The following is a 22,179-nucleotide window of genomic DNA, read 5'->3' as shown; positions in this document are numbered from 1 at the left end:
GACGATTACCGAAATGCGCACCACGTACAGTGTCTCGCCGGGCAATTCCCCCGAGGCGGAGCCGGTGTGACGCGCGTCATACGAGCGGGATGGTTCAAGTGGTAAACGTTGGGGCTTCGTCGTGTGCGTGCGAGCCACCGGACTGAAGGTGTGGGAATGGGCGTTCGTGGGCGCAAGCGAGAACCCAAGCGCAGTCGCAAGCGCTGGATCATCGCGATATCCGTCGCCTTCGTGGTGCTGCTGGCCGGCGGCGCCGGCGCGATCTACCTGAAGCTCAACGCCAATATCTCGACGTTCGACTCGGCGGGGCTGAGCAAGAACCGGCCCAAGGCCGGGCCCGCGGACGCCAACGGCCACACCGCCGTCAACGTCCTGCTGATCGGCTCCGACACCCGCTCCGGCGCGAACGGCAAGCTCGGCGGCTCCGCCTCCGGCGACATCGGCCGCTCGGACACCACGATCCTGCTGCACGTCTACCCCGACCACAAACACGCGGTGGGCATCTCCGTACCGCGTGACTCGATGGTCGACATACCCCCGTGCCTGCTGCCCGACGGCAAGTGGTCGCCGGACCAGCCCAGGGCGCAGTTCAACTCGGCGTTCTCGATGGGCGACACGGCCAAGGGCAATCCGGCGTGTACGCAGAACACCATCGAGAAGCTGTCCGGGCTGCGCGTGGACCACACCATGGTGGTCGACTTCGAGGGCTTCGCGTCCATGACCTCCGCCGTGCACGGCGTCGAGGTCTGCGTGCCGAACAAGATCTACCAGGGGGACATGAACCCCAACCGCGGCAGCAAGGGCAAGGTCGTCCTCGACGCGGGCATGCAGAATCTCCAGGGCCAGCAGGCACTGGACTACGTCCGCGTACGGCACGGGGTCGGCGACAACTCCGACGTCGGCCGCATGCTGCGGCAGCAGGCGTTCCTGTCCGCCCTGATCGCCAAGATCAAGGGGCAGGGCATGAACCCGACGACGCTGCTGCCGCTGGCCGACGCCGCCACCAAGTCGCTCACCGTGGACCCGGGGCTCGGCAGCGCCACCAAGCTCATGTCCTTCGGGCTGTCGCTGAAGAACATCGACCTCAAGAACATCCAGTTCATCACCGCGCCGTGGAAGTACGACGGGCCGCGCATCGACCTCGTCCACCCCGACGTGGACGACCTCTTCGCGGAGCTGCGGGCCAACCGGACCCTGGAAGGCGTCGACGCCTCGGGCAAGCCGAAGTCGACGGCCTCCCCGACGCCCGCCGCCACGGTCGACGGCACCGGCGTCTCGGTCGGCGTCTTCAACGGCACCACCGTGGACGGGCTCGGCGGCAAGGCCGCCGACAAGCTCAAGGGCTCCGGCTACACCGTCACCGGTACCTCCACCGCCAAGTCCCAGGACCACGCCACCACCCGTATCGAGTACGGGCCAGCCGACAAGGCGCACGCCACCGAGCTCGCCAAGCTCTTTCCCGGCGCGGAGCTCGCTCCGCTCGACATCTCGGGCATCAATCTCGTCGTCGGCCAGGATTTCGCCTCGGCGGCGAGCAAGCCGAAGCCGTTGCCGACCAATCTCACGCAGCAGGCTCGCGCCGCGGACACCGACCCCTGCAAAAAACTCTCCTACGGCTAGCCCCCCGCCGGGCCCCTCCCGGCCAGGGCCCTCTTCCAGGGGCCCGACCCCCGGGCGGTTCCTCTGCGCTGGTCGGCACGCCGATTTTTTAGGGCGCGGGCCTGGGCGGTTCTTCTGCTGGGGCGGCAGCCACGTGTTTTTGGGGCGCGGCCCTGGTGCGGTTCTTTTGCCGGGGGGGCCAGCCACGTGTTTTTAGGGGCGCGGGGAACTGCGCGCTCAGCCACGGCGTTGGTGCGCCGTGAGAACCGGCCCCAGCGGGGCAGATGCGGTTGTTTTCGGGCTGAAAGCCCGGTGGGGGCTGGTCGCGCAGTTCCCCGCGCCCCTAAAAAGATCGGCCCACCGTCCGGGCCACGTGCGGGTGCGGGGGCGGGGCCCGGGAAAGATCGGCTTACCGTCCTGGGTGGGGGCGGGGCCCGGGGGCTAGTCGGCTACGGCGGCTTGGGCCGTGACACGGTTGATGCGGCCACGGACGAGATATTCACCGGGAACGGCGTTGCGGGCACCGAATTCGGCCCCCCGGGCGGAGCCCATGTAGCGGGAACCGATCTTGGTGGACCAGTGAAGCAGGGCGGCGGGGTCCTCGACGAGCTCGGCGGTGCACTCGAAGAGGACGTAGGAGTAGGGCGGCTCCTGATCGTCCACGCAGAGCGCGAAGCGGGCGTCGCGGCGCAGGGCCTTGCCCTTGAGGGAGTCGCTGCCGGTGTTGAAGACGACGCGGATGTCGGAGGGGTCGGTGTCGTCGAGCAGGAACCAGACGGGCGTGACGTGGGGACCGCCGTCCTTGCGCTGGACGGCGAGCTTCCCCGTGCGGGTACCGGTGGAGGCGAAGGCGCGCCATTCGGCCTCGGTCATGTGCTGCATGGGGTCAGGTTAGGGCCGGGCGGGTCCGGGGGTCAGGCCGCCCCGCCGTGGGCGCGGGCGGCGGCGCCGCGTACCTCCAGGCCGTCGAGGAGGTCGGCGGTGGCCGCGGCGACGGCGGCCACGGCGGCGTCGAAGACCTCCCGGTTGTGCGCGGCGGGCGCGCGGAAACCGGAGATCTTGCGGACGTACTGGAGCGCCGCCGCTTCGATGTCGTCCTCGTCCGGATCGGGCGTCATCGGCGGTCGCAGGGTCTTGATGCTTCTGCACATGCCTCCAGTGTCGCGCGGGGGTACGACATCGCGACCCGAACTCGGTCGCGGCGGCCCCTTGGCGTGCGGCCGTCGCAGTGCTTCAATGCTCTCCATTGGTTAGGAACCTTTCCTAACTGCACAGCAGGCCCCCGCAGTTGGCCGTTCCTCCGACGGCCGGAAACGGAGACGCACGTGCACCGATCCCCCCACTCGCACCGCTCGAACCGGCGCCCCAGCCGCCGGATAGCCATGATCGCCGCCGTCGGCGTACTGGCGGGCGGCGGCGCCTCGCTGGCCCTGGCCACGGCGGGCAACGCGGCCACCGCGCCCGGCGCGCACGCCGCCGCCGTCGCGCCCAAGGCGGCGGCAGCCGGTCTCGCCGACCCGCACAAGAAGGAAATCGCGATGGAGCTGGTCTCCAGCGCGGAGAACTCCTCGCTGGACTGGAAGGCCCAGTACAAGTACATCGAGGACATCGGCGACGGCCGCGGCTACACCGCGGGCATCATCGGCTTCTGTTCCGGCACCGGCGACATGCTGGACCTGGTCAAGCACTACAACGACCTCAAGCCCGGCAACGTCCTGGCCAAGTACCTCCCCGCGCTGGAGAGCGTCAACGGCTCCGACTCGCACTCCGGCCTCGGCTCGGCCTTCGTGAGCGCGTGGAAGACCGCCGCCAAGGACACCGTCTTCCAGACCGCGCAGAACGACGAGCGCGACCGCGTCTACTTCAACCCGTCGGTCAACCAGGCCAAGACGGACGGCCTCGGCACCCTCGGCCAGTTCATCTACTACGACGCCATCGTGATGCACGGCCCCGGCGACGACTCCGTCAGCTTCGGCGGCATCCGCAAGACCGCCATGAAGAAGGCCAAGACCCCGGCCCAGGGCGGCAACGAGACCACGTACCTCAATGCCTTCCTCGACGCCCGCAAGGCCGCGATGAAGACCGAGGACGCCCACGACGACACCAGCCGCGTCGACACCGAGCAGCGCGTCTTCCTCAACGCGGGCAACCTCAACCTGGACCCGCCGCTGAAGTGGAAGACGTACGGGGACTCGTACCAGATCCTGACGCTTCCGTAGCGCCCGACGCTTCCCGCCCCCGGCCCGCCGACCCTTGTGTCGGCGGGCCGGGTACGCTCCCGGGGTCGGATGCAGAGATCGGATGTATCGAAGGAGCCGCCGCCCATGCTGCGCTACGGACTGACCCACCCCGCGATCCTCGCCGCACTCGCCGCCGCGGGCCACGGCTCCCGCGTCCTGATCAGCGACGGCCACTATCCGCACACCACGGGCGCCAACCCGGCCGCCGAGCGCGTCTACCTCAACCTCAGCCCCGACCGGCTGCTGGTCACCGAGGTACTGGACGCCCTGGTCGACGCGGTCCCGATCGAGGCGGCGGCCGTCATGACCCCGCCGCCTGACCGTGACGACAATTCCGAGACGTCCGACACTTCCGACCTTTCCGCGCCGGAGATCTTCGCGGAGTTCCGTGCCGCCCTCCCCGGCCTCACCCTCGACGGCCTCGACCGCTTCGCCTTCTACGACGCGGCCCGCGGCCCCGACACCGCCCTCGTGGTGGCCACCGGCGACCGGCGTACGTACGCCAATCTGCTGCTCACGATCGGAGTGCGGTCGGAGGACCGCTGAGCGGCGGACGGCCTTCGCCCCCTGCCGTCCCGGCCGGGTGGCGGCTTACGCTGGGGCCCACACGCTGTGCACGCTCGACACGGGGGTTCCTTCCGTATGAACTGGCTCTGGTGGGTGATCGCCCTCTTCGCGGTCGGCGGTTTCACCTCGATCGCCGACACCGTCCGCACCGCGCTGCGCACCCGGCACGAGCGCACGATGGAGCGCCTTGAGGCGGACCGCAAGGAGCGCCGCGAGCTGGAGGCGGCGGGGCGCGGCCCCGAGCCGGTCTGCGGCTGCACCCACCACCTGGCCAAGCACGACAAGTCCGGCCGCTGCCACGAGACCGTCGAGGTCCCCACGGCCTGGGACGCGGACAAGAAGCCCACGCACTACGAGCCGGGCACGTGCAACTGCCAGCAGTACGTGGGCCCGCAGCCGCTCACCACGCTCTACGCCCAGGAGATCACCGACCTCTGACGACGCGTCAGCGCGGCTCTCGCGCGACGGTCGGCAGCGCGCGGGCCAGGGCGCGGGCGGTGCGCGCGGCGCGGGACTCCGCGCGGGCGACGGCGTCCGGCGCCGGGCCGAGCAGACCCTCCGCGAGGAAGAGGACCATGCCGTGCGCGGCCGAGGAGACGTCCAGTATCAACTCCACCGCGCGGTCGCCCGAGGTGAGGCGGCGGGCCGTCGGGAGCACGGCGGTCAGCACCTGGTCGCCCGCCGAAGCCAGGTTCGGATAGCGGGACTTGTCGAGTCCCGCGCTGAACGTGATGTCGAACAGGGCCCGTTCCTCCACCGCGAACCGGACGTAGGCGGCGGCGAAGTCCGCCAACTGCTCGACCGGGTCCGAGGATTGACGGACGGCGGCCGAGAACCGGCGGTGCTGCTCGCGGTACCCGCGCTCGGCCAGCGCCGCCAGCAGCGCGTCCCGGTCGGCGAAGTGCTTGTACGGCGCCGCCGCGCTGACCCCCGCCCGCCGGCTGGCCTCCGCGAGCGTGAAGCCGTGCGGCCCGCGCTCGGCGACGAGGCCGAGGGCGGCCCGCTCCAGGGCGTTGCGGAGGTCGCCGTGGTGCTGTCCACTGCGGCGGGCCGGTGCGGTGCGCTCGGCGGGAGGCGTCATATCCGCAGGTTAACACCCGTCACCACAAGGTGAATCACCGTAACCTCAGGCGTTCGCGACCGGCGAGGGGCGCACCATGAACACGTCGACCGCGTCCTCCGTCTCCAGGACGAAGCCCCATCGTTCGTAGAGCCGCCGGGCGGCGCTGCCCTGGAGGACGTTCAGCCGTACGTCCTCGCCGCGCGCGTCGGCGCGGCCCAGCAGTTCCCGCAGCACGGCCGAGCCCAACCCGCGCCCCTGGTAACGGGGTTCCAGATAGAAGTGTTCGAGCAGAGCGCCGCCGGTCTCGGCGGGCCGCAGCGTCACGCACCCGGCGAAGTCCCCCTCGACGGTGACGACCGAGGTGTACCGCGTCGAGAACGAGTCCCACAGCCGCTGCCGTACCCGGTGCCCGTCGTACCGCCCGAGCCGTTCCAGATCCGCCCGCATCACGACGGCCCGCAGCTCGGCTATCGGCTCCACGTCCCCCGCGACGGCCGCGCGCAGCGCCCACCGCAGGTCAGCGCTCTGTACCGCCCCATTCGTCCGCATCCCCCAAGTATCCGCGAGCGCCCGCGCCGCCCCGCCCCGGCCCCCCCACGCGCCACCGCCCCGGCAGCAGGGCTCGGGAGAGTCGTCCGCGCCGTCTTCCGCGAGGCGTACGGAGGCGCGGGTCAGGTGCCGGGGGTCCCGACGGGGCTGAGCGCCTGGGTGCCGACGACGCCGAGCAGGGTGAGGCGTTCGGCGTCCTCGGTGCCGGGCTCGGCGGTGTAGACCATGATCCGCAGATCGCTTCCGGCGACGCTGAGGATGTCGCAGTCCAGGGTCAGCGGGCCGACCACCGGGTGGTCGATCGTCTTGCGGGAGGCGTCGTGCCGGGTGACCTCGCCGGATTCCCACAGCTCGGCGAAGCGCGGGCTGCGGGCGCGCAGCTCGGCGACCAGGCGGCGCAGGCGCTGGTCGGCGGGGTAGCGGTTGGCGGTGGCGCGCAACTGGGCGACCTGGGAGATCTCCAGCAGCCGCAGCGACTCGGGGGTGTGGCGGACCCGGGAGCCGGAGCCGAGGAAATTGCGCCAGATCGCGTTGCGGTCGTTGCCCTGCTGCTGCCCCATCAGGGCCACGTACAGGGGGTTGGCCAGCAGCAGCGTCCACGCGGCGTCGCTGACGGCGACCGGCGTCCCGGTCAGCCGGTCGAGCATGCGCTGCACGCTCGGCGTGATGTACGCGGGGACGGTGCCCTGGCCCGGCGGGACGAGTCCGGCGACGTGGAAGAGGTGCTCGCGCTCGGCGGTGGTCAGCCGCAGCGCGCGGCCGAGCGCTTCGACGACCTGCTCGGAGGGGTTGGCCGCGCGGCCCTGTTCGAGCCGGGTGACGTAGTCGACGGAGATCCCGGCGAGCAGGGCCAGCTCCTCGCGGCGCAGCCCGGCCGCCCGCCGGTGGCCCCCGGCGGGCAGCCCGGCCGCCTCGGGGGAGACCCGGTCGCGCCAGCGCCGTACCGTGTGCCCGAACTCCGTGGTCGCCATGGTTCCACTGTGCACCGTGCGGCCCGCGCCGTCCTGGTACCGGCAGTCCCAGGAAGACCGGGCCACTGGCTGCCCCGGCGGGCCTGCCGCACCGTGGACGTATGACAACGACACTGATCACCGGAGCGAACAAGGGCCTCGGCTTCGAGACCGCCCGCCGCCTGCTGGCCGCGGGGCACACCGTCTACGTGGGCAGCCGGGACGCCGACCGCGGGCGGGAGGCCGTCGAGCGGCTGGGCGCGGGCGCGCGGGCGGTCCGGCTCGACGTCACCGACGACGCGTCCGTCGGGGCCGCGGCCGAGGCGATCGCGGCGGACGGCGGCCTCGACGTCCTGGTCAACAACGCGGGCATCGAGAGCAGGACCGCCGACAACGGCGTCGTCGGCGCCGCCGACCTGACCGCCGACGTCATGCGGGAGACGTTCGAGACGAACGTCTTCGGCCTGGTGCGCGTCACCCACGCGTTCCTGCCGCTGCTGCGCCGTTCGGCCGCGCCGGTCGTGGTCAACCTCAGCAGCGGCCTGGCCTCGCTGTCCCGGCTCAGCGCCCCCGGCACCCCCGCCTACGCGTATCCGGGCGTCGCGTACCCGGCGTCGAAGACCACCGTGAACATGATCACGGTGCAGTACGCGAAGGCGTTCCCCGAGATGCGGATCAACGCCGTCGAGCCCGGTTTCACCAAGACCGATCTGAACGGGAACACCGGGGTCCAGACAGTCGAGCAGGGCGCCGAGATCATCGTCCGGATGGCGCAGGTGCCGGCCGACGGCCCGACCGGCGGGTACTTCGACGCCGAGGGGCCGCTGCCCTGGTAGCCGCGGCCCCTGACGGGGCGGCCCCGACGGCCCCTGTACGCCGGGGCCGCGGGTGCCGCCCGGCTGGGTCTCAGCCGAACATGCCCGGCTCGTAGTCCCCCGCGGGCTGCTGAATGATCACGTTCAGCCGGTTGAAGGCGTTGATCAGGGCGATGCCCGTGACGAGGGCGGCCAGCTCCTCCTCGTTGTAGTGCTTGGCGGCGTTCGCCCACACCTCGTCCGCGACCCCCCCGGCCGCGTCGGCGATACGGGTGCCCTGCTCGGCCAGCTCCAGGGCCGCGCGCTCGGCGTCGGTGAAGACCTTGGCCTCGCGCCAGGCGGCCACCAGATTGAGCCGCTGCTGCGTCTCCCCGGCCGCCGCCGCGTCCTTGGTGTGCATGTCGGTGCAGAATCCGCAGCCGTTGATCTGGCTGGCGCGCAGCCGTACCAGTTCCTGGGTGGCGAGCGGCACCGTCGAGTCCGCCAGCACTTTGCCGGCCGCGGTGAGGTGCCGCAGCGACTTCGCGGCGAGCGGGCTCTCGAAAAGGTTCAGACGGGCTTCCATGGCGTTACTACTCCTCGCGCTCGTGCGTTTCCGCGCCGCCGCCGCCCTTCCACGACGTCCCCGGCGCACGCACCTCCCTGACGCCCCGCCCCACCCCGATGTGACCGCCCCCCGAAGTGACCCCCGTCTCCCCTCCGGGGGCGCGGGCGGGCGGGCGGTTATGTCGCTGAGGGGGAGGCGGGCGGGCGGGTGGGGAGGAGGGGTTTGCAGGTGGTGTAGGCCTTGGCCGTCTTCGGGTCGGAGGTGTTGAGGTCGCCGAAGCCGAAGCCGCCGCGGCGGGTGGTGGGGGAGGAGGTGGGGAGGGTGACGCCGTGGTCCTTGAGGCAGCTCGTGAACGCCTGGAAGGCGGAGCTGTCGCCGCCGGGGCCGCCGCCGCGCTGGCCGTTGAACTGGGGGCGCAGCGAGGCGCATGCCTCCATGGCCTTCTGGGTGGCCGGGTCGGCGGACTCGCCGCCGAAACCGCCGAAGCCGCCTGAGCCCCCGCCGAATCCGCCGCTCGGGCGGCCCGAGGGACGGCCCGAGGGGCGGCCGGACGCGCGGTCGGAGGGGCGGCCGGAGAAGGACGGCAGCTTCACGCCGTGCTGGGAGAGGCAGTCGCGGTAGGCCGCCATGTCCTGCGCGCCGCCGGGGGCGCCCTTGGCGGAGGACGACGGCGAGGACGAGGACGACGCCTTCGCGTCGGCGGACGCCGAGCCAGAGGAGCCCGACGACGAGCAGGCGGTGAGCAGCAGCGCGCCCGAGGCGAGGACGGCGACGCACGCGCCCGCCCGCAGCGCGGAGCGGCGCGCGGACTGCCGGGTGGTGGTCAGGGTCATGACCGTGGTCTCCTCGGATGCGGGGGCGGGGGGCGCCGCTCACCCACGCGCACGCGCGGGACACGAGCACCCATGAGTGGCGGCGCATGAGTGAACCGCCGCGAGTTAGGCACAGCCAGGGCGCGAGCTGTGAGTTCCCGGGGAGCCGGGGCGCGCGAGTCGGCCGCCGCGACCCGTACGGGCCCGCCGTACGGTCCGGTTGAGGCGTAAAGCGACCGCTTCGTGCCGTGGCGGGGCGGCCTCGCGCACGGCGCCGTTCCCAGGAAACTCCCAGCCTTCTCCCAGGCCATCAAAGGCGTCGGCGGCCAGGATGCGCGCCATGAAGGTGCTCCCACGGCGGCGCAGGGCCGTCCTGATCAACTCGGTGCTCGGCGTGGTGGTCCTCGCGGGCGCAGGCGGCGCCTACGCGGCGGTCAACAACGGTGACAGCGGCAACACCCGTGGTACGGGCGCGCGCGTGGTGACGGTGTCCAAGGGCACGGTGCTGGCGACGGTGTCCGGCTCCGGCACGCTCGCCTCGCCCAGTGACGCCGGTGTGGACTTCACCACGGGCGGCACGCTCACCGAGGTCGACGTGAAGCCGGGCGACAAGGTCACCAAGGGCCAGGTGCTGGCGAAGGTCGATCCGACCGACGCCGAGGAGACGTTGCAGCAGGACCAGGCGACGCTGACGGCGGCGCGGGCCAACCTCACCAAGGTCGAGGCGGGCGAGCTGGTCACCTCCACCACGGGCTCCGGCAGCGGCTCCGGCACGGGCTCCAACACCGGCTCCGGCGGCTCGCGGGACGCCGCCCCGACGCCCACGCCGTCCCCCACCTACACCGTCGACCCGGCCCAACTCGCCCAGGCGCAGGCCCAGTTGACCCAGGCCCAGAACGCCGTGGACGCCGACCAGCGCGCGGTGGACGGCACCACGCTCAAGGCCCCGGTGTCCGGCACGGTCGCCTCGGTCTCGGCCGCCAAGGGCCAGACGGTGTCGGGCACCGGCGGCACCGGCAGCGGCTCGGGCGGCCAGGGCTCGAACTCCAGCAGCTCCAACTCCACGTCGAGCAGCAGCGGTTCCAGCACCCCGTCCGGCTTCGTCGTCCTGACCAACCCCACCGGTATGCAGGTGACGGCGAACTTCTCCGAGGCCGACTCGCTGAAGGTCAAGGCGGGCCAACCCGCCACCGTCACCCTCAACGCGCAGTCGAGCACGGTGCTCAACGCCAAGGTGCTGTCGGTCAGTTCGCTCCCGGTGAGCAGCGGAAGCGGCAGCGGCGGCGGGAGCGGCAGCGCCGTGCAGTACGCGGCCACGCTCGCCATCACCAGCCCCACCGCGGACCTGCGGACCGGCCTGAGCGCCAGTATCCAGGTGATCACCGGCTCGGCGTCCGGCGCGCTGAACGTGCCGACCGCCGCGGTCTCCGGTACCGGCGCCAACCGTACGGTCACGGTGGTCAACTCCGACGGCAGCACGACCCGTACGTCCGTGACCGTCGGTGTCGAGGGCGACACCGCCGACCAGATCACCAGCGGTCTGAAGGAGGGCCAGCAGGTGCAGATCGCCACGGTCGCGTCCTCCGGCAACGGCGGTTTCCCGAGCGGCGCGTTCCCCGGCGGCCTCGGCGGCGGCGCGAACCGGATCGGCGGCGGGGGCGGCGGTTTCCGTACCGGCGGTGGCGGCGGTGCCGGCGGTGGCCGCGGATGAGGCCCGCCCTGCGGCAGCGCCTCGGCGGCCTGCGGCCCGGCGCCCGTACCGGTGACGCCGAAGAGAGTCCGGGCGCGGAAGAGACCTCGGGCGTCGAGCGGACCTCGGGCGTCGAGCAGACCTCGGGCGTCGAGCAGATCTCGGGCCGCGAGGAAACCGCGGGTGTCGAGGGGGACGACGACAGCCCCTGGGGCCGCCCGCCGGTCATCGAGGTGCGGTCGCTGCTGAAGACGTACGGGCACGGCGACGCCGCCGTGCGCGCGCTCGGCGGCGACCCCGACCCCGTCACCGGCGTCTCGCCCGGCGTGAATCTGCTGGTCGAACAGGGCGACATGGTGGCCGTGATGGGCAGTTCCGGGTCCGGCAAGTCGACCCTGATGAACATCCTCGGCTGCCTCGACATCCCCACCGAGGGCCGCTATCTGCTCGACGGCATCGACGTCGGCGGCCTGGACGAGCACCAGCTCTCGCTCGTCCGCAACCGTAAGATCGGCTTCGTCTTCCAGTCGTTCAACCTCGTGCCGCGCACCCCCGCGCTCGCGCAGGTCGAACTCCCCCTGGCCTACGCGGGTGTGCGGTCCGCCGAGCGCAGGAGGCGCGCGCTGGCGGCGCTCGCGCTGGTCGGCCTCGCCGACCGCGTCGACCACCGGCCGAACGAACTCTCCGGCGGCCAGCAGCAACGCGTCGCCGTGGCAAGGGCGTTGGTCACCGCACCGGCCATGCTGCTCGCCGACGAGCCGACCGGAAACCTGGACAGCCACAGCACCGAGGAAGTGCTCGCCATCGTCGACCGGCTCAACGCCTCCGGGCGCACCGTCGTACTGATCACGCACGAGGACGAGGTCGCCCGGCACGCCAAGCGGGTGATCACGCTGGTCGACGGCCAGGTGGTCGAGGACCGGCGCCAGGCACCGGCCGACGGCCCGCCGCCCGCGCTGCGCGACCCTGCGTCCTTCGCCGCGCACCACCCGCAGGACCCGGTAACCGGCGGCCGGCGTCAGGCCCTCACCGGAAGCCGCCACGGCAACGGCGGTACGGGCAACGGCGGTACGGGCATAGGCAATGCGGGCAACGGCAATACGGGCAACGGCTTCGGAAGCGGGGGCACCGCGTGAACCCCTTCGAGACCCTCCGCTTCGCCTTCGGCGGCCTCGCCGCCAACAAGGTCCGCTCCGGACTGACCATGCTCGGCGTCCTGATCGGCGTCGCCGCCGTCATCATCCTGCTCGCGGTCGGCAACGGCTCCTCGCAGTCCGTCAAGGACTCCATCGAGAAGCTGGGCACCAACTCGCTGACCATCTCCTCCGGCGCCGGATTCGGCGGTTCGTCCTCGTCGGCGACCACCGTCAAGCCGCTGACCGTGGACGACGCGCGGGCGCTCGCCGACCCGACGGCCGCGCCCAGCATCGAGTCCGTCGCCCCCGAGGTGACCACGTCCTCGCAGACCGCGCTGTACGAGGGCACCTCGCACGACGTCGCGCAGGTCGTCGGCACCTACCCCGCGTACTTCAAGGCGTCCAACAGCAAGGTCGCCAAGGGCGACTACTTCAGCGCCGACGACGTCCTCAACTCCCGCAAGGTGGCGGTGATCGGCTCGACCACGGCCACCGACCTGTTCGGCACGGCCGACCCGGTCGGCAAGAAGGTGGTGCTCGGCGGGACGCCGTTCACGGTCGTCGGCGTGCTGGAGACCAAGGGCGGCACCGGCTTCCAGGACCCGGACGACATCCTGGTCGCGCCGCTGCCGACCGTGCAGAACGCCTTCACCGGCTTCGGCTCGGTCAACCAGATCCTCGTGGAGGCCACGTCGGCCGACGCGACGACCCCGGCGCAGAACGAGATCACCACGATCCTGATGGGCACGCACGGCATCAAGGACGCCAACGCGCTGGACTTCCGGGTCAGCAGCCAGCAGTCGCTGCTCAGCACCCAGTCCGACACCAACAGGACGTTCACGGTGCTGCTCGGCGCGGTCGCGGCGATCTCGCTGCTGGTCGGCGGGATCGGCATCACCAACATCATGCTGGTGACGGTCACCGAGCGGACCCGCGAGATCGGCATCCGCAAGGCGATCGGCGCGCCCAAGGGCGTCATCCTCGGGCAGTTCCTCGCCGAGTCGACCCTGTTGTCGCTGGTCGGCGGCGGGCTCGGGGTGGTGGCGGGACTGATCGGCTCGCGCTTCACGATCGTCGGCATCAAACCGGTGATCATCCCGGAGTCCGTGTGGGGCGCCTTCGCCATCGCGGTCGCCATCGGCCTGTTCTTCGGCAGCTACCCCGCCAACCGGGCCGCCGCCCTGCGCCCGATCGAGGCCCTGCGCCATGAGTAGGCCGTCCACCACCACACCGCACGACGTACGAGGGACGAGGGAGAACCGGACATGGCGCGACGCCGCACCGAACTCGTGAAGGCCGACGCCGACACGGAGCTGCTGCCGCTCACCGACACGTTCGGCGAGGTGGAGATCGTCGAGCGGCCCGGCGAGGCGGTGCTCACCGAACGGCCGGAGGACGTCCTGTCCGAGCCGCCGGACGCCCGCGACATCTCGGCCGAGCTGGCCGCGCCGCCGCGCCGCAAACTGCCTTGGCTGACGCTGCTGCTGTCCGCGGGCGTCGTCGCCGCGGCGGCCTTCGCGGGCGGCGCGCTGGTGGAGAAGAACCACCTCAACGGCCGTTCATCCGGCGGCGGTTCGGCCGCGGCCCGCGACTTCGCCTCGGCCTTCGCGGGCGCCAACGGCCGTACGGGCACGGGCTCGGGTACGGGTACGGGCACGGGCACGGGCTCCGGTACGGCGCCGGGCGCGGCTCCCGGCGCGGGCGGCGGCACAGGCACCGGCGGCACCGGCTCCGGCGTCACCGTCGGCACCGTCAAGCTGGTGGACGGCGACACCATCTACGTCACCGACGCCCAGGGCAGCATCGTCAAGGTCACCACCGGCGGCTCCACGAAGGTCACCGTCACCAAGGACGGCAAGACCTCGGATCTCCAGCCCGGCCAGAGCGTGACCGTACGCGGCAGCGCGAACTCCTCAGGCGACATCGCCGCCACCACCGTCACCGAGGGCGCGGCCACCGCGGGCGGCTTCGGAGGCTTCGGAGGCTTCGGAGGCCGTGGCGGCGCCGGAGGCGCGGGCGGCGGTACGGGTACGGCGGGCGGCGCGGGCGGCTCGGGCGGCGGTACGGGCAACTGACCCCGCCTTCACAGGACGGGAGCGTACGGTGCGAAACCGCACCGTACGACGGGGGCCAGGAGGACTCCATGGACACGACGCCCGAGGCCAGCCTGCTGGTCGTCGACGACGAGCCCAACATCAGGGAACTGCTCTCCGCGTCCCTGCGCTTCGTCGGCTTCAAGGTGGTCTCCGCCGCCTCGGGCGCCGACGCGCTGGCCGCCGTCGCCCGTGAGCGCCCCGACCTGGTCGTCCTCGACGTGATGCTGCCCGACATGACCGGTTTCGCGGTCGTCCGGCACCTGCGCGAGGAGTCGGGGCCGCACGCGCGCCCCGGCAGCGGCGCCGCCGACCGGCTCCCCGTGCTGTTCCTGACCGCCAAGGACGGCGTGGACGACAAGATCAGCGGCCTGACGGCGGGCGGCGACGACTACGTCACCAAGCCGTTCAGCCTGGAGGAGCTGATCGCCCGCATCCGCGCGATCCTGCGCCGCACCGGCGGCCCCACCGACGAGGGGCGGCTGGTCGCGGGCGACCTGGAGCTGGACCCGGTCGGCCACCAGGTGCTGCGCGCCGGCCGCCCGGTCTCCCTCTCACCCACAGAGTTCAAACTGCTCGCCTACCTCATGGCCAACGCCGACCGCGTCGTGTCCAAGCTCCAGATCCTCGACCACGTGTGGGCGTACGACTTCGGCGGCGACCTCAGCATCGTCGAGTCGTACATCTCGTACGTGCGCCGCAAGGTCGACTCCGGCGCCGACGGCACGGTCAAGCTGATCCATACGGTGCGCGGCGTCGGGTACGTGCTGCGCCGACCGCAGGGCTGACGCCGTGCGCACCGTGCGGTCTCTCAGCTCCCTCAGGTCCCTCCGCTCGTTGCGGCTCTCCGCGCTCTCGCTGCGCTCCCGGCTGGTGCTGCTCTGCCTGGTCCTCGTCCTGCTCGGCCTCGCCGTCAGCGACACCGTCGTCCTCGGCACGGTCCGCGGCCAGCAGGTGCGGCGCGTCGACCAGCAGCTCCAGCGGTACGGCGAACCGCTCGCGCGGCGGCTCGGCACCGACGGGGTGCCCGCGCCGCGCTACGTACGGCCGGGGCCCGGCGCGCCGCGGCCGTGGCTGCCCAGCCAGTTCGTGGTGGCCTTCGCCGCGGCGGACGGGCGGGTCTCCGACCAGTTCCGGCTGCCGGTCTCGGCCGGGGACCCGCGCCCGCTGTGGCCGACGATGGACGCGGGGTCGCTGCGCGAGCGGCTGGGCAAGCCGTTCGACGTCGCCAGCGACCACGGCGGCGGGCGGTGGCGGGTGCTGATCGAACCGGTCGCCGCGGGCACGGCCGCCCCCTCCGCCGACCTGCCCGCGGGCGTCGTGGTCGCCGCGTCCCTGGACGAGGTGTCCTCCACGGCCTCCCACCTGCGCACCGCGTTCCTGCTGATCGGCGCGGTGGTCGCGGCGCTGCTCGGGGTGGCGGGCTGGTTCGCGGTACGGGCCGGGCTGCGGCCGCTGCGGCAGATCGAGGCCACCGCCGCCGAGATAGCCGCCGGGCGCCCGCTGTCGCACCGTATGCCCGCCGCGTCCCCGCGCACCGAGGCCGGGCGGCTGTCCGCCGCGCTCAACGGGATGCTCGCGCAGATCGAGTCGGCCTTCGCGGCGCGCGCGGAGTCCGAGAAGCAGATGCGCCGGTTCGTCGCCGACGCCAGCCACGAACTGCGCACCCCGCTGGCCGGTATCCGGGGCTTCGCGGAGCTGTACCGGATGGGCGCGCTGCCCGACGAGGCCGACGTGAAGCGGACGATGACGCGGATCGAGAGCGAGGCCGTACGGCTCGGCGGCCTGGTCGAGGATCTGCTGACGCTGGTGCGGATGGACGAGCAGCGGCCCGTGCAGCTCGCTCCGATGGACCTGCGCACCCTGGCCGTGGACGCCCTGCACGACACGACCGCCCTCGATCCGTCCCGGCCGGTCTCCCTCACCGGGCCGGGCGGGTCCGGCTCCGGCCCCGGCCCCGGTCCCGGTCCCGGTCCCGGCCCCGGTCCCGGTCCCGGCACCGGTCCCGGTCCCGCACCCGTGCTCGGTGACGAGGCCCGGCTGCGGCAGGTCGTCGCCAATCTCGTCGGCAACGCCGTCGCCCATACGCCTCCCGGCACGCCCGTCCGGATCGGCGTCGGCACCGTCGGCGGACACGGGGTCCTCGAAGTCGCCGACGCCGGGCCCGGGCTCGGGCCCGACCAGGCCGCGCGGGTCTTCGAACGCTTCTACCGCGTGGACGCCTCCCGCAGCCGGGGCGCCGGGGGCGGCGCCGGTCTCGGGCTCTCCATCTGTGCCGCGTTCGCTGCCGCTCACGGTGGGTACATCGAGCTCGACACGGCTCCCGGCCAAGGCGCCCTCTTCCGCCTCCGCCTCCCCTCCGCTTCCCCGCCCCCACCGGCCGGTGGCCCGGACACCACCGAACTGCCCCTCCGGGGCGGGCGGTGACCTGCGGCACGTCGGCTCGCCGCCCGGCCGAAAGACGGTGCGCCCCGTCAGGGGCGCGGGGAACTGCGCGGGCAACCCACCACCGGCCGGTGGTCCGGGAACAGCCGATCTGCCCCGCTGGGGCGGGCGGTGACGTGCGGCAGCGTCGTGGCTGGTGGCGCAGTTCCCCGCGCCCCTTAAAAGATCGGCTCGCCGTTCGGGCGAAAGACGGTGCGCCCCTAAAGGCACGTGGCTGAGCGCGCCCACGCGGCGGCAGCCGCAGATCAGGAACAGTCCCGCGCCCCTTAAAGGATCGGCTCGCCGCCCGGACGAAAGACGGTGCGCCCCGTCAGGGGCGCGGGGAACTGCGCGGCCAGCCCCCACCGGCCCGGTGGTCCGGACACCACCGAACTGCCCCGCCGGGGCGGGTGGTGACGTGCGGCAGCGTCGTGGCTGGTGGCGCAGTTCCCCGCGCCCCTTAAAGGATCGGCTCGCCGCCCGGGCGGCGGCGGTCGGGGCTACCAGGCGAAGGCTTCGGGGGAAGGGCCGGGGCCCGGGAAGATGGCGTCGAGGGCGGCGAGAAGGTCGACGGAGAGGTGGAGATCGAGGGCGCGGAGGGCGCCGTCGAGGTGGGCGGGGGTGCGGGGCCCGATGATGGGCCCGGTCACGGCGGGCCGGGTGAGGAGCCAGGCGAGGGCCACCTCCCCGGGGTCGAGCTCGTGCTCGGCGAGCAGATCCTCGTAGCGCTGAACCTGGTCGCGGACCACCGGATCGGCCAGGCCCCGCGCCGAGCGCCCGGCGTGGGTGCGGGAGCCGCCCCCCTCACGGGACTTGCGGATGGCGCCGCCCAACAGCCCCTGGTGCAGCGGGGACCAGGGCACGACACCGAGCCCGTACGCCTCGGCGGCCGGGAGGACGTCCATCTCGGCGGTGCGCTCGAAGAGGTTGTACAGGCACTGCTCGCTGACGAGCCCGAGCGAACCGCGCCGCGCCGCCGCCTCGTTGGCCTGCGCGATGTGCCAGCCGGCGAAGTTGCTGGAGGCGGCGTAGAGCACCTTGCCCTGCTGGATCAGGACGTCGATCGCCTGCCAGATCTCGTCCCAGGGCGTGGCCCGGTCGATGTGGTGGAACTGGTAGACGTCGATGTGATCGGTGCCCAGCCGCTTCAGGCTGGCCTCCACCTCGCGGCGGATGTTGAGGGCGCTCAGCCGCTGGTGGTTCGGCCAGGGCTCCTCCTGCCAGGGGTTGCCCTGCGTCATGTTCCCGTACAGCTTGGTGGCCAGCACCACCTTGTCGCGCCGGTCGCCGCCCTGGGCGAACCAGCTTCCGAGGATCTCCTCGGTGCGGCCCTTGCGCTCGTCCACGCCGTAGATGTTCGCCGTGTCGAAGAAGTTGATGCCCGCGTCCAGCGCGGTGTCCATGATCGCGTGGCTGCCGGGCTCGTCGGTCTGCCCGCCGAAGTTCATGGTGCCGAGGACGAGGCGGCTGACTTTGAGGCCGGTGCGGCCGAGCTGGGTGTACTTCATGGCTCCACAGCCAACACCTTGGAGTGCGCTCTATCGCAAGGGGCGGGTCTCAGTGATGGACGAGCCTCGGCCGGTCCGGCGGGACGTTCTCGTCGACCGGGCCCGTACGGGCGTCGGGGCCGGTGTCCGGTTCCGCGTGGCCCGCGCCGTCGGTGGCCGTGTCCCCGGCCACGCGGTCGAAGAAGCGCAGGATCTCGACCGGGAACGGCATCACGAGGGTGCTGTTCTTCTCGGCGGAGACGTCCACCACGGTTTGCAGCAGCCGCAGTTGGAGGGCACCCGGAGTGTTGGCCATCGTGGCGGCGGCGTCGGTCAGGCGCTGCGACGCCTGGAATTCGCCCTCGGCCGCGATGACACGGGCCCGCCGTTCACGTTCGGCCTCCGCCTGCTTGGACATCGACCGCATCATCGACTCCGGCAGCGCGATGTCCTTGATCTCCACGCGCTCGATCCGCAGGCCCCAGGGCTCCTCGGTCGGCTCGTCCATCACCGTCTTGAGCTCGGCGTTGACGTGGTCGCGGTCCGACAGCAGCGTGTCGAGGTCGGCGCGGCCGATGACCGACCGGAGCGAGGTCTGCGCGATCTGGGAGACGGCGCTGGGGTAGTCGTGCACGTTGACCAGGGCCTTGACCGGGTCCAGGACCCGGAAGTAGACGACGGCGTCGACGGTCACGGTCACGTTGTCGCCGGTAATGGCGCCCTGCGCCGGGACGCCGAGCACCTCGGTCTGGATGGAGACCTTGCGCATCCGGTCGACGATCGGGCGGATCGTCCGCAGGCCCGGCTGCCGCAGGTTCGGCAGCAGACGTCCGAAGCGGAAGACGACGCCCCGCTCGTACTGCTGCACATCGTGCAGGCTCATGGCGAGCAGGATCAGTCCGATCAGGACGACCACCACCAGCACAGTGATCAGAGCAACCATCGATCTCACGACCTTTCGGCGTGGCCGAAGACAGGCGCGCGCCGCACAGGCACGTGCCGCACCGCCACGCTCACCTGCACTTTCAGCCTACTCCGGCAGCCGCTTCCGGGGGCTGTCACCGGTCGCGGGCCGACTCCTCGGCCGACTCGAACTTCTGGGGCCAGGACGTGAGCCGGGTGGTCAGGCCGCCCACGGCGGTACCGGGTCGTGCAGGTGCCGCGCCCGCTCGACGAATTCCACCAGCGCCACGCGCTGCCCCGGGCTCAGCTCCCCCGCGAGCCCCGACTCGCGGATGTGCGCCCGCACCAGCAGGTAGTGGCTGTCGAACATCCCCATGCCCGGCAGCGCCCGCAGCAGCGCCTCCACCCGGATGCCCGCCGCGTCCTCGTCGCCCGCCGCCGCCCTGCGCAGCACTCGCGACAGCCCCACCATCCCCTCCGCCGCCACCTCGCTCAGCACCAGGGCCCTGCGGTGACTGGCCTCCCAATCCTCAGGGTCCGTGGTCCCACGGTGACGCGACCCCATGATCGTCATGGCCACCACCTCGCTCCCTTTAGTCCCTTTTATCCCTCTCCCCGGACGAGCGTACGCCCGTCCCCCCGCTCCGCAAACGGCTCACTCCCCGTGCCCGTACCGGGCCCCTGCGTGGGTTTTCCCAAGGCCGGGTCACCGGCGGCGGCCGTCGGTTACTGTGCGCGAATGTCTTACGCGCGGATGGACGGCGGGCGGAGCGCGCGGGGCGGCCCCGCCGGGCAGGGCGGATACGGCGCGTACGGCGGCTATCGGACGGGCCTGCTGTGGCTGGGCGCGGGCGCGGCCTTCGCGGTGCTCGCACTGGGCCTCGCGGTCGCGCTGTTCGGCATGATGGAGTTCGACGAGCGGTGCGCGCAGGGGATGACGAAGGGCCCCGGCCCGCTGGTGCGCACCCGGAACCAGGCGTTTCCGCCCGCCACCGTCTGCGAGTTCCGCGACGGCGACGTGACCTCCGTCGGCGGCGGCGCGGTGCTCACCGGACTGCTCTGGGCCGCCTTGCTGTTCATGACCGCGTGCGTGTTCCTCGCGCTGCTCGCCGAGTGCTTCGAGCCGCCGCTTCGCGGAGCCTTCGCCAGCGAGCTGGTCGTGCCGATGTCGCGGGACGAGAAGGTCCGCCGTACGGGGGCGGCGTTCTTCGTCACCGGCTCCTTCTTCCTGATGATCTACGCGCTGGCGGGCTGGAAACTGCTGGCCGGGCCGTCCTCCGCGTGCTCGGCGGGCGCCGACTGGGGCAGCGGCCCGCCGCGCACCGTGACGTACAGCTTCTTTCCGCCGCAGGCCACCTGCCAGTACACCAGCGGCATGACCGACCGGATCAACCCCGACTGGCTGGCCTCGCTGACGGCCGAGATGATCGCCCCCGCGCTCCTGGCGGGGCTCGGGTTCTTCCTCGCGTGCCGCCGCAGGAGCGCGGAGCGCCGGGGCGACCGACGGGGCGACCGACGGGGCGACCGGCCGGGCGACCGGCGGACGCCACGAGCGGGGACCGGACACCGGCGACGTAGCATCGCCGCATGGAGCAGCGGATTCTTGGCAGGACGGGCCGGAAGGTGTCCGTCGTCGGGCTCGGGACATGGCAGTTGGGTGCCGACTGGGGCGAGGTGCGCGAAGCGGACGCCTTCGCCGTGCTCGACGCGGCCGTCGCCTCGGGCGTGACCTTCTTCGACACGGCCGACGTGTACGGGGACGGCCGCAGCGAGCAGTTCATCGGGCGGTATCTCAAGGAGCGCCCGGACGCCGGGGTGTTCGTGGCCACCAAGATGGGCCGCAGGGCCGAGCAGGTGCCCGAGAACTACGTACTGGCCAACTTCCTCGCCTGGAACGACCGTTCGCGCGCGAACCTCGGCGTCGACACCCTCGACCTGGTGCAGCTCCACTGCCCGCCCACGGCCGTCTACTCCTCGGACGAGATGTACGACGCCCTGGACACGCTGGTGGCGCGGGGGCGCGTCGCGGCGTACGCGGTGAGCGTCGAGACGTGCGAGCAGGCGCTGACCGCCCTCGCGCGGCCCGGCGTCGCGAGCGTGCAGATCATCCTGAACCCCTTCCGCCTCAAGCCGCTTGAGGCGGTGCTGCCCGCGGCGGCCGAGGCGGGCGTCGGCATCGTCGCGCGGGTGCCGCTGGCCTCGGGGCTGCTCACCGGCAAGTACACCCGCGACACCGTCTTCGCCGCCGACGACCACCGTACGTACAACCGGCACGGCGAGGCGTTCGACCAGGGCGAGACCTTCTCCGGCGTGGACTTCGAGACCGGCCTCGACGCCGCCGCCGAATTCGCCGCGCTCGCGCCCGAGGGCGCCACGCCCGCGCAGACCGCGCTGCGCTGGATCATCCAGCAGCCGGGCGTCAGCAGCGTCATTCCCGGCGCGCGCGATGTCGCCCAGGCGCGGGCCAACGCCGCCGCTGCCGCGCTGCCGCCGCTGACCGACGCCACGCTGGACGCGTTGCGCGAGCTGTACGACCGCCGCATCAGGGCGCAGGTGCACGGCCGTTGGTGAGGCACGGCTGAGGCACGGCTGAGGCGCGGCTGAGGCACGGGTGCGCCGCCGGGCGGTTCGTGACCGACGGGTTGCGACCCGCTCGCCGGGCCGCCGCCCGCAGGGCCTACCGTCTTGCGGATGACTGCGAATGCTGCCAATGCTGAATTCCCTGGCGCCAGCGGGCCGTACGCCACCACCGAGGCTGAGCCGCGCGAGGTGGGCCGGGTGCGGACGTCGTACGCGCCGGATCACGACGGTGACCCCGACCCCGGGGAAATCGTCTGGACCTGGGTGCCGTTCGAGGAGAACGACGGGCGCGGCAAGGACCGGCCGGTGCTGGTCGTGGCGCGCGAGGCGGGCGGCACGGTGCTCGCCGTCCAGCTCTCCAGCAAGCGCCACGACAACGACCACGAGTGGGTGCCGATCGGCACCGGGCCCTGGGACCGTGAGGGCCGCGAGTCCTGGGTCGCCGTCGACCGCGTCCTGCGTCTGCACGACCAGGGCATGCGGCGCGAGGCGTGTGCCCTGGACCGGGGCAGGTTCAACCTCGTCGTGAACCGGCTCAAGGAGTTGTACGGCTGGGCGTGAGCCCCCGGTCCCGCATGACGCGTCGGGCAGCCGCGTCGGGCAGCCGCGTCGGGGGGGGGGGGGGGGGGGGGGGGGGGGGGGGGGGGGGGGGGGGGGGGGGGGGGGGGGGGGGGGGGGGGGGAGGGGGGGAGGGGAGGGGGGGGGGGGGGGGGGGTGTGGGGGA

Annotated in this window: 24 protein-coding genes; 14 read left to right on the top strand and 10 right to left on the bottom strand. The window is 72.6% G+C overall.

The window, feature by feature from the left end; all coding sequences use genetic code 11:
- Nucleotides 1-156 precede the first annotated feature (156 nt).
- On the top strand, nucleotides 157-1,620 hold the full coding sequence (locus ACZ4EF_RS14775; RefSeq protein ID WP_355339642.1) for an LCP family protein: 1,464 nt from the start codon (nucleotides 157-159) through the stop codon (nucleotides 1,618-1,620).
- Between the two features lie 420 nt (nucleotides 1,621-2,040).
- Here the strand turns inward: ACZ4EF_RS14775 and ACZ4EF_RS14770 are convergent, their stop codons facing one another.
- Nucleotides 2,041-2,481, bottom strand: coding sequence for a PPOX class F420-dependent oxidoreductase (locus ACZ4EF_RS14770; RefSeq protein ID WP_355339645.1), 441 nt, complete (start codon nucleotides 2,479-2,481; stop codon nucleotides 2,041-2,043).
- Between the two features lie 32 nt (nucleotides 2,482-2,513).
- Nucleotides 2,514-2,750 carry a DUF2277 domain-containing protein gene (locus ACZ4EF_RS14765; protein WP_355339648.1) on the bottom strand — a complete coding sequence of 79 codons (237 nt, stop codon included), beginning with the start codon at nucleotides 2,748-2,750 and terminating at the stop codon, nucleotides 2,514-2,516.
- 231 nt (nucleotides 2,751-2,981) lie between these two features.
- Here ACZ4EF_RS14765 and ACZ4EF_RS14760 point away from each other — a divergent pair, with 231 nt between their 5' ends.
- The 3 genes from ACZ4EF_RS14760 (at nucleotide 2,982) to ACZ4EF_RS14750 (ending at nucleotide 4,844) form a co-directional block, all read left to right on the top strand.
- On the top strand, nucleotides 2,982-3,818 hold the full coding sequence (locus ACZ4EF_RS14760; RefSeq protein ID WP_355340133.1) for a chitosanase: 837 nt from the start codon (nucleotides 2,982-2,984) through the stop codon (nucleotides 3,816-3,818).
- A 105-nt stretch (nucleotides 3,819-3,923) separates the two neighbouring features.
- The gene (locus ACZ4EF_RS14755; protein ID WP_467504713.1) at nucleotides 3,924-4,385 is read left to right on the top strand and encodes an RbsD/FucU domain-containing protein; all 462 of its coding nucleotides are present in this window, start codon (nucleotides 3,924-3,926) and stop codon (nucleotides 4,383-4,385) included.
- Nucleotides 4,386-4,481: 96 nt separating this feature from the next.
- Nucleotides 4,482-4,844, top strand: coding sequence for a hypothetical protein (locus ACZ4EF_RS14750; protein ID WP_355339653.1), 363 nt, complete (start codon nucleotides 4,482-4,484; stop codon nucleotides 4,842-4,844).
- Nucleotides 4,845-4,851: 7 nt separating this feature from the next.
- Here ACZ4EF_RS14750 and ACZ4EF_RS14745 read toward each other — a convergent pair whose 3' ends face one another.
- The 3 genes from ACZ4EF_RS14745 to ACZ4EF_RS14735 all read right to left on the bottom strand — a co-directional run bounded on the left by ACZ4EF_RS14745 (nucleotide 4,852) and on the right by ACZ4EF_RS14735 (nucleotide 6,989).
- Complete coding sequence (locus ACZ4EF_RS14745) at nucleotides 4,852-5,487, bottom strand: TetR/AcrR family transcriptional regulator (RefSeq protein WP_467504711.1); 636 nt, start codon at nucleotides 5,485-5,487, stop codon at nucleotides 4,852-4,854.
- A 45-nt stretch (nucleotides 5,488-5,532) separates the two neighbouring features.
- The gene (locus ACZ4EF_RS14740) at nucleotides 5,533-6,018 is read right to left on the bottom strand and encodes a GNAT family N-acetyltransferase (protein WP_467504709.1); all 486 of its coding nucleotides are present in this window, start codon (nucleotides 6,016-6,018) and stop codon (nucleotides 5,533-5,535) included.
- 122 nt (nucleotides 6,019-6,140) lie between these two features.
- Nucleotides 6,141-6,989 carry a helix-turn-helix transcriptional regulator gene (locus ACZ4EF_RS14735; protein WP_391041848.1) on the bottom strand — a complete coding sequence of 283 codons (849 nt, stop codon included), beginning with the start codon at nucleotides 6,987-6,989 and terminating at the stop codon, nucleotides 6,141-6,143.
- A 101-nt stretch (nucleotides 6,990-7,090) separates the two neighbouring features.
- Here ACZ4EF_RS14735 and ACZ4EF_RS14730 point away from each other — a divergent pair, with 101 nt between their 5' ends.
- Nucleotides 7,091-7,804 carry an SDR family NAD(P)-dependent oxidoreductase gene (locus tag ACZ4EF_RS14730; protein WP_355339665.1) on the top strand — a complete coding sequence of 238 codons (714 nt, stop codon included), beginning with the start codon at nucleotides 7,091-7,093 and terminating at the stop codon, nucleotides 7,802-7,804.
- 70 nt (nucleotides 7,805-7,874) lie between these two features.
- On the opposite strand, the gene ACZ4EF_RS14725 is transcribed toward ACZ4EF_RS14730, so the two are convergent.
- Together ACZ4EF_RS14725 and ACZ4EF_RS14720 are read right to left on the bottom strand one after the other, a co-directional pair.
- The gene (locus tag ACZ4EF_RS14725) at nucleotides 7,875-8,348 is read right to left on the bottom strand and encodes a carboxymuconolactone decarboxylase family protein (RefSeq protein WP_355339668.1); all 474 of its coding nucleotides are present in this window, start codon (nucleotides 8,346-8,348) and stop codon (nucleotides 7,875-7,877) included.
- 158 nt (nucleotides 8,349-8,506) lie between these two features.
- Complete coding sequence (locus ACZ4EF_RS14720; RefSeq protein ID WP_467504706.1) at nucleotides 8,507-9,163, bottom strand: hypothetical protein; 657 nt, start codon at nucleotides 9,161-9,163, stop codon at nucleotides 8,507-8,509.
- Between the two features lie 319 nt (nucleotides 9,164-9,482).
- On the opposite strand from ACZ4EF_RS14720, the gene ACZ4EF_RS14715 reads away from it, so the two are divergent.
- From ACZ4EF_RS14715 to ACZ4EF_RS14690, 6 genes are all read left to right on the top strand, one after another.
- Nucleotides 9,483-10,853: an efflux RND transporter periplasmic adaptor subunit gene (locus ACZ4EF_RS14715; RefSeq protein WP_467504704.1), complete on the top strand. Its 1,371-nt coding sequence runs from the start codon at nucleotides 9,483-9,485 to the stop codon at nucleotides 10,851-10,853.
- Nucleotides 10,850-11,968, top strand: coding sequence for an ABC transporter ATP-binding protein (locus tag ACZ4EF_RS14710; RefSeq protein ID WP_467504702.1), 1,119 nt, complete (start codon nucleotides 10,850-10,852; stop codon nucleotides 11,966-11,968). The genes ACZ4EF_RS14715 and ACZ4EF_RS14710 overlap by 4 nt, the downstream gene beginning before the upstream one ends.
- On the top strand, nucleotides 11,965-13,182 hold the full coding sequence (locus ACZ4EF_RS14705; RefSeq protein WP_467504700.1) for an ABC transporter permease: 1,218 nt from the start codon (nucleotides 11,965-11,967) through the stop codon (nucleotides 13,180-13,182). Before ACZ4EF_RS14710 ends, ACZ4EF_RS14705 begins: the two co-directional genes overlap by 4 nt.
- A gap of 51 nt (nucleotides 13,183-13,233) precedes the next feature.
- The gene (locus tag ACZ4EF_RS14700; protein ID WP_467504699.1) at nucleotides 13,234-14,043 is read left to right on the top strand and encodes a hypothetical protein; all 810 of its coding nucleotides are present in this window, start codon (nucleotides 13,234-13,236) and stop codon (nucleotides 14,041-14,043) included.
- A gap of 68 nt (nucleotides 14,044-14,111) precedes the next feature.
- The gene (locus ACZ4EF_RS14695; RefSeq protein WP_355339686.1) at nucleotides 14,112-14,849 is read left to right on the top strand and encodes a response regulator transcription factor; all 738 of its coding nucleotides are present in this window, start codon (nucleotides 14,112-14,114) and stop codon (nucleotides 14,847-14,849) included.
- Between the two features lie 13 nt (nucleotides 14,850-14,862).
- On the top strand, nucleotides 14,863-16,488 hold the full coding sequence (locus ACZ4EF_RS14690; protein ID WP_467504696.1) for a sensor histidine kinase: 1,626 nt from the start codon (nucleotides 14,863-14,865) through the stop codon (nucleotides 16,486-16,488).
- Nucleotides 16,489-16,985: 497 nt separating this feature from the next.
- On the opposite strand, the gene ACZ4EF_RS14685 is transcribed toward ACZ4EF_RS14690, so the two are convergent.
- From ACZ4EF_RS14685 to ACZ4EF_RS14675, 3 genes are all read right to left on the bottom strand, one after another.
- On the bottom strand, nucleotides 16,986-17,993 hold the full coding sequence (locus ACZ4EF_RS14685; protein WP_355339692.1) for an aldo/keto reductase: 1,008 nt from the start codon (nucleotides 17,991-17,993) through the stop codon (nucleotides 16,986-16,988).
- Between the two features lie 49 nt (nucleotides 17,994-18,042).
- On the bottom strand, nucleotides 18,043-18,915 hold the full coding sequence (locus ACZ4EF_RS14680) for a slipin family protein (RefSeq protein ID WP_355339695.1): 873 nt from the start codon (nucleotides 18,913-18,915) through the stop codon (nucleotides 18,043-18,045).
- A gap of 180 nt (nucleotides 18,916-19,095) precedes the next feature.
- Nucleotides 19,096-19,449: a hypothetical protein gene (locus ACZ4EF_RS14675; RefSeq protein ID WP_355339698.1), complete on the bottom strand. Its 354-nt coding sequence runs from the start codon at nucleotides 19,447-19,449 to the stop codon at nucleotides 19,096-19,098.
- A 165-nt stretch (nucleotides 19,450-19,614) separates the two neighbouring features.
- Here ACZ4EF_RS14675 and ACZ4EF_RS14670 point away from each other — a divergent pair, with 165 nt between their 5' ends.
- From ACZ4EF_RS14670 to ACZ4EF_RS14660, 3 genes are all read left to right on the top strand, one after another.
- Nucleotides 19,615-20,604, top strand: a complete 990-nt coding sequence (locus ACZ4EF_RS14670) for a hypothetical protein (protein ID WP_467504693.1) — start codon at nucleotides 19,615-19,617, stop codon at nucleotides 20,602-20,604.
- Nucleotides 20,529-21,446 carry an aldo/keto reductase gene (locus ACZ4EF_RS14665; protein WP_467504691.1) on the top strand — a complete coding sequence of 306 codons (918 nt, stop codon included), beginning with the start codon at nucleotides 20,529-20,531 and terminating at the stop codon, nucleotides 21,444-21,446. The genes ACZ4EF_RS14670 and ACZ4EF_RS14665 overlap by 76 nt, the downstream gene beginning before the upstream one ends.
- Before the next feature lie 120 nt (nucleotides 21,447-21,566).
- A complete protein-coding gene (locus tag ACZ4EF_RS14660; protein ID WP_355339707.1) occupies nucleotides 21,567-22,016 on the top strand; it encodes a type II toxin-antitoxin system PemK/MazF family toxin in 450 nt (149 codons plus the stop codon).
- Nucleotides 22,017-22,179 lie beyond the last annotated feature (163 nt).

This window comes from Streptomyces sp. NPDC025721, from assembly GCF_055558595.1.
Note: the sequence above shows the minus strand (reverse complement) of the source record. Positions and strands in the feature narration are given on the sequence as shown.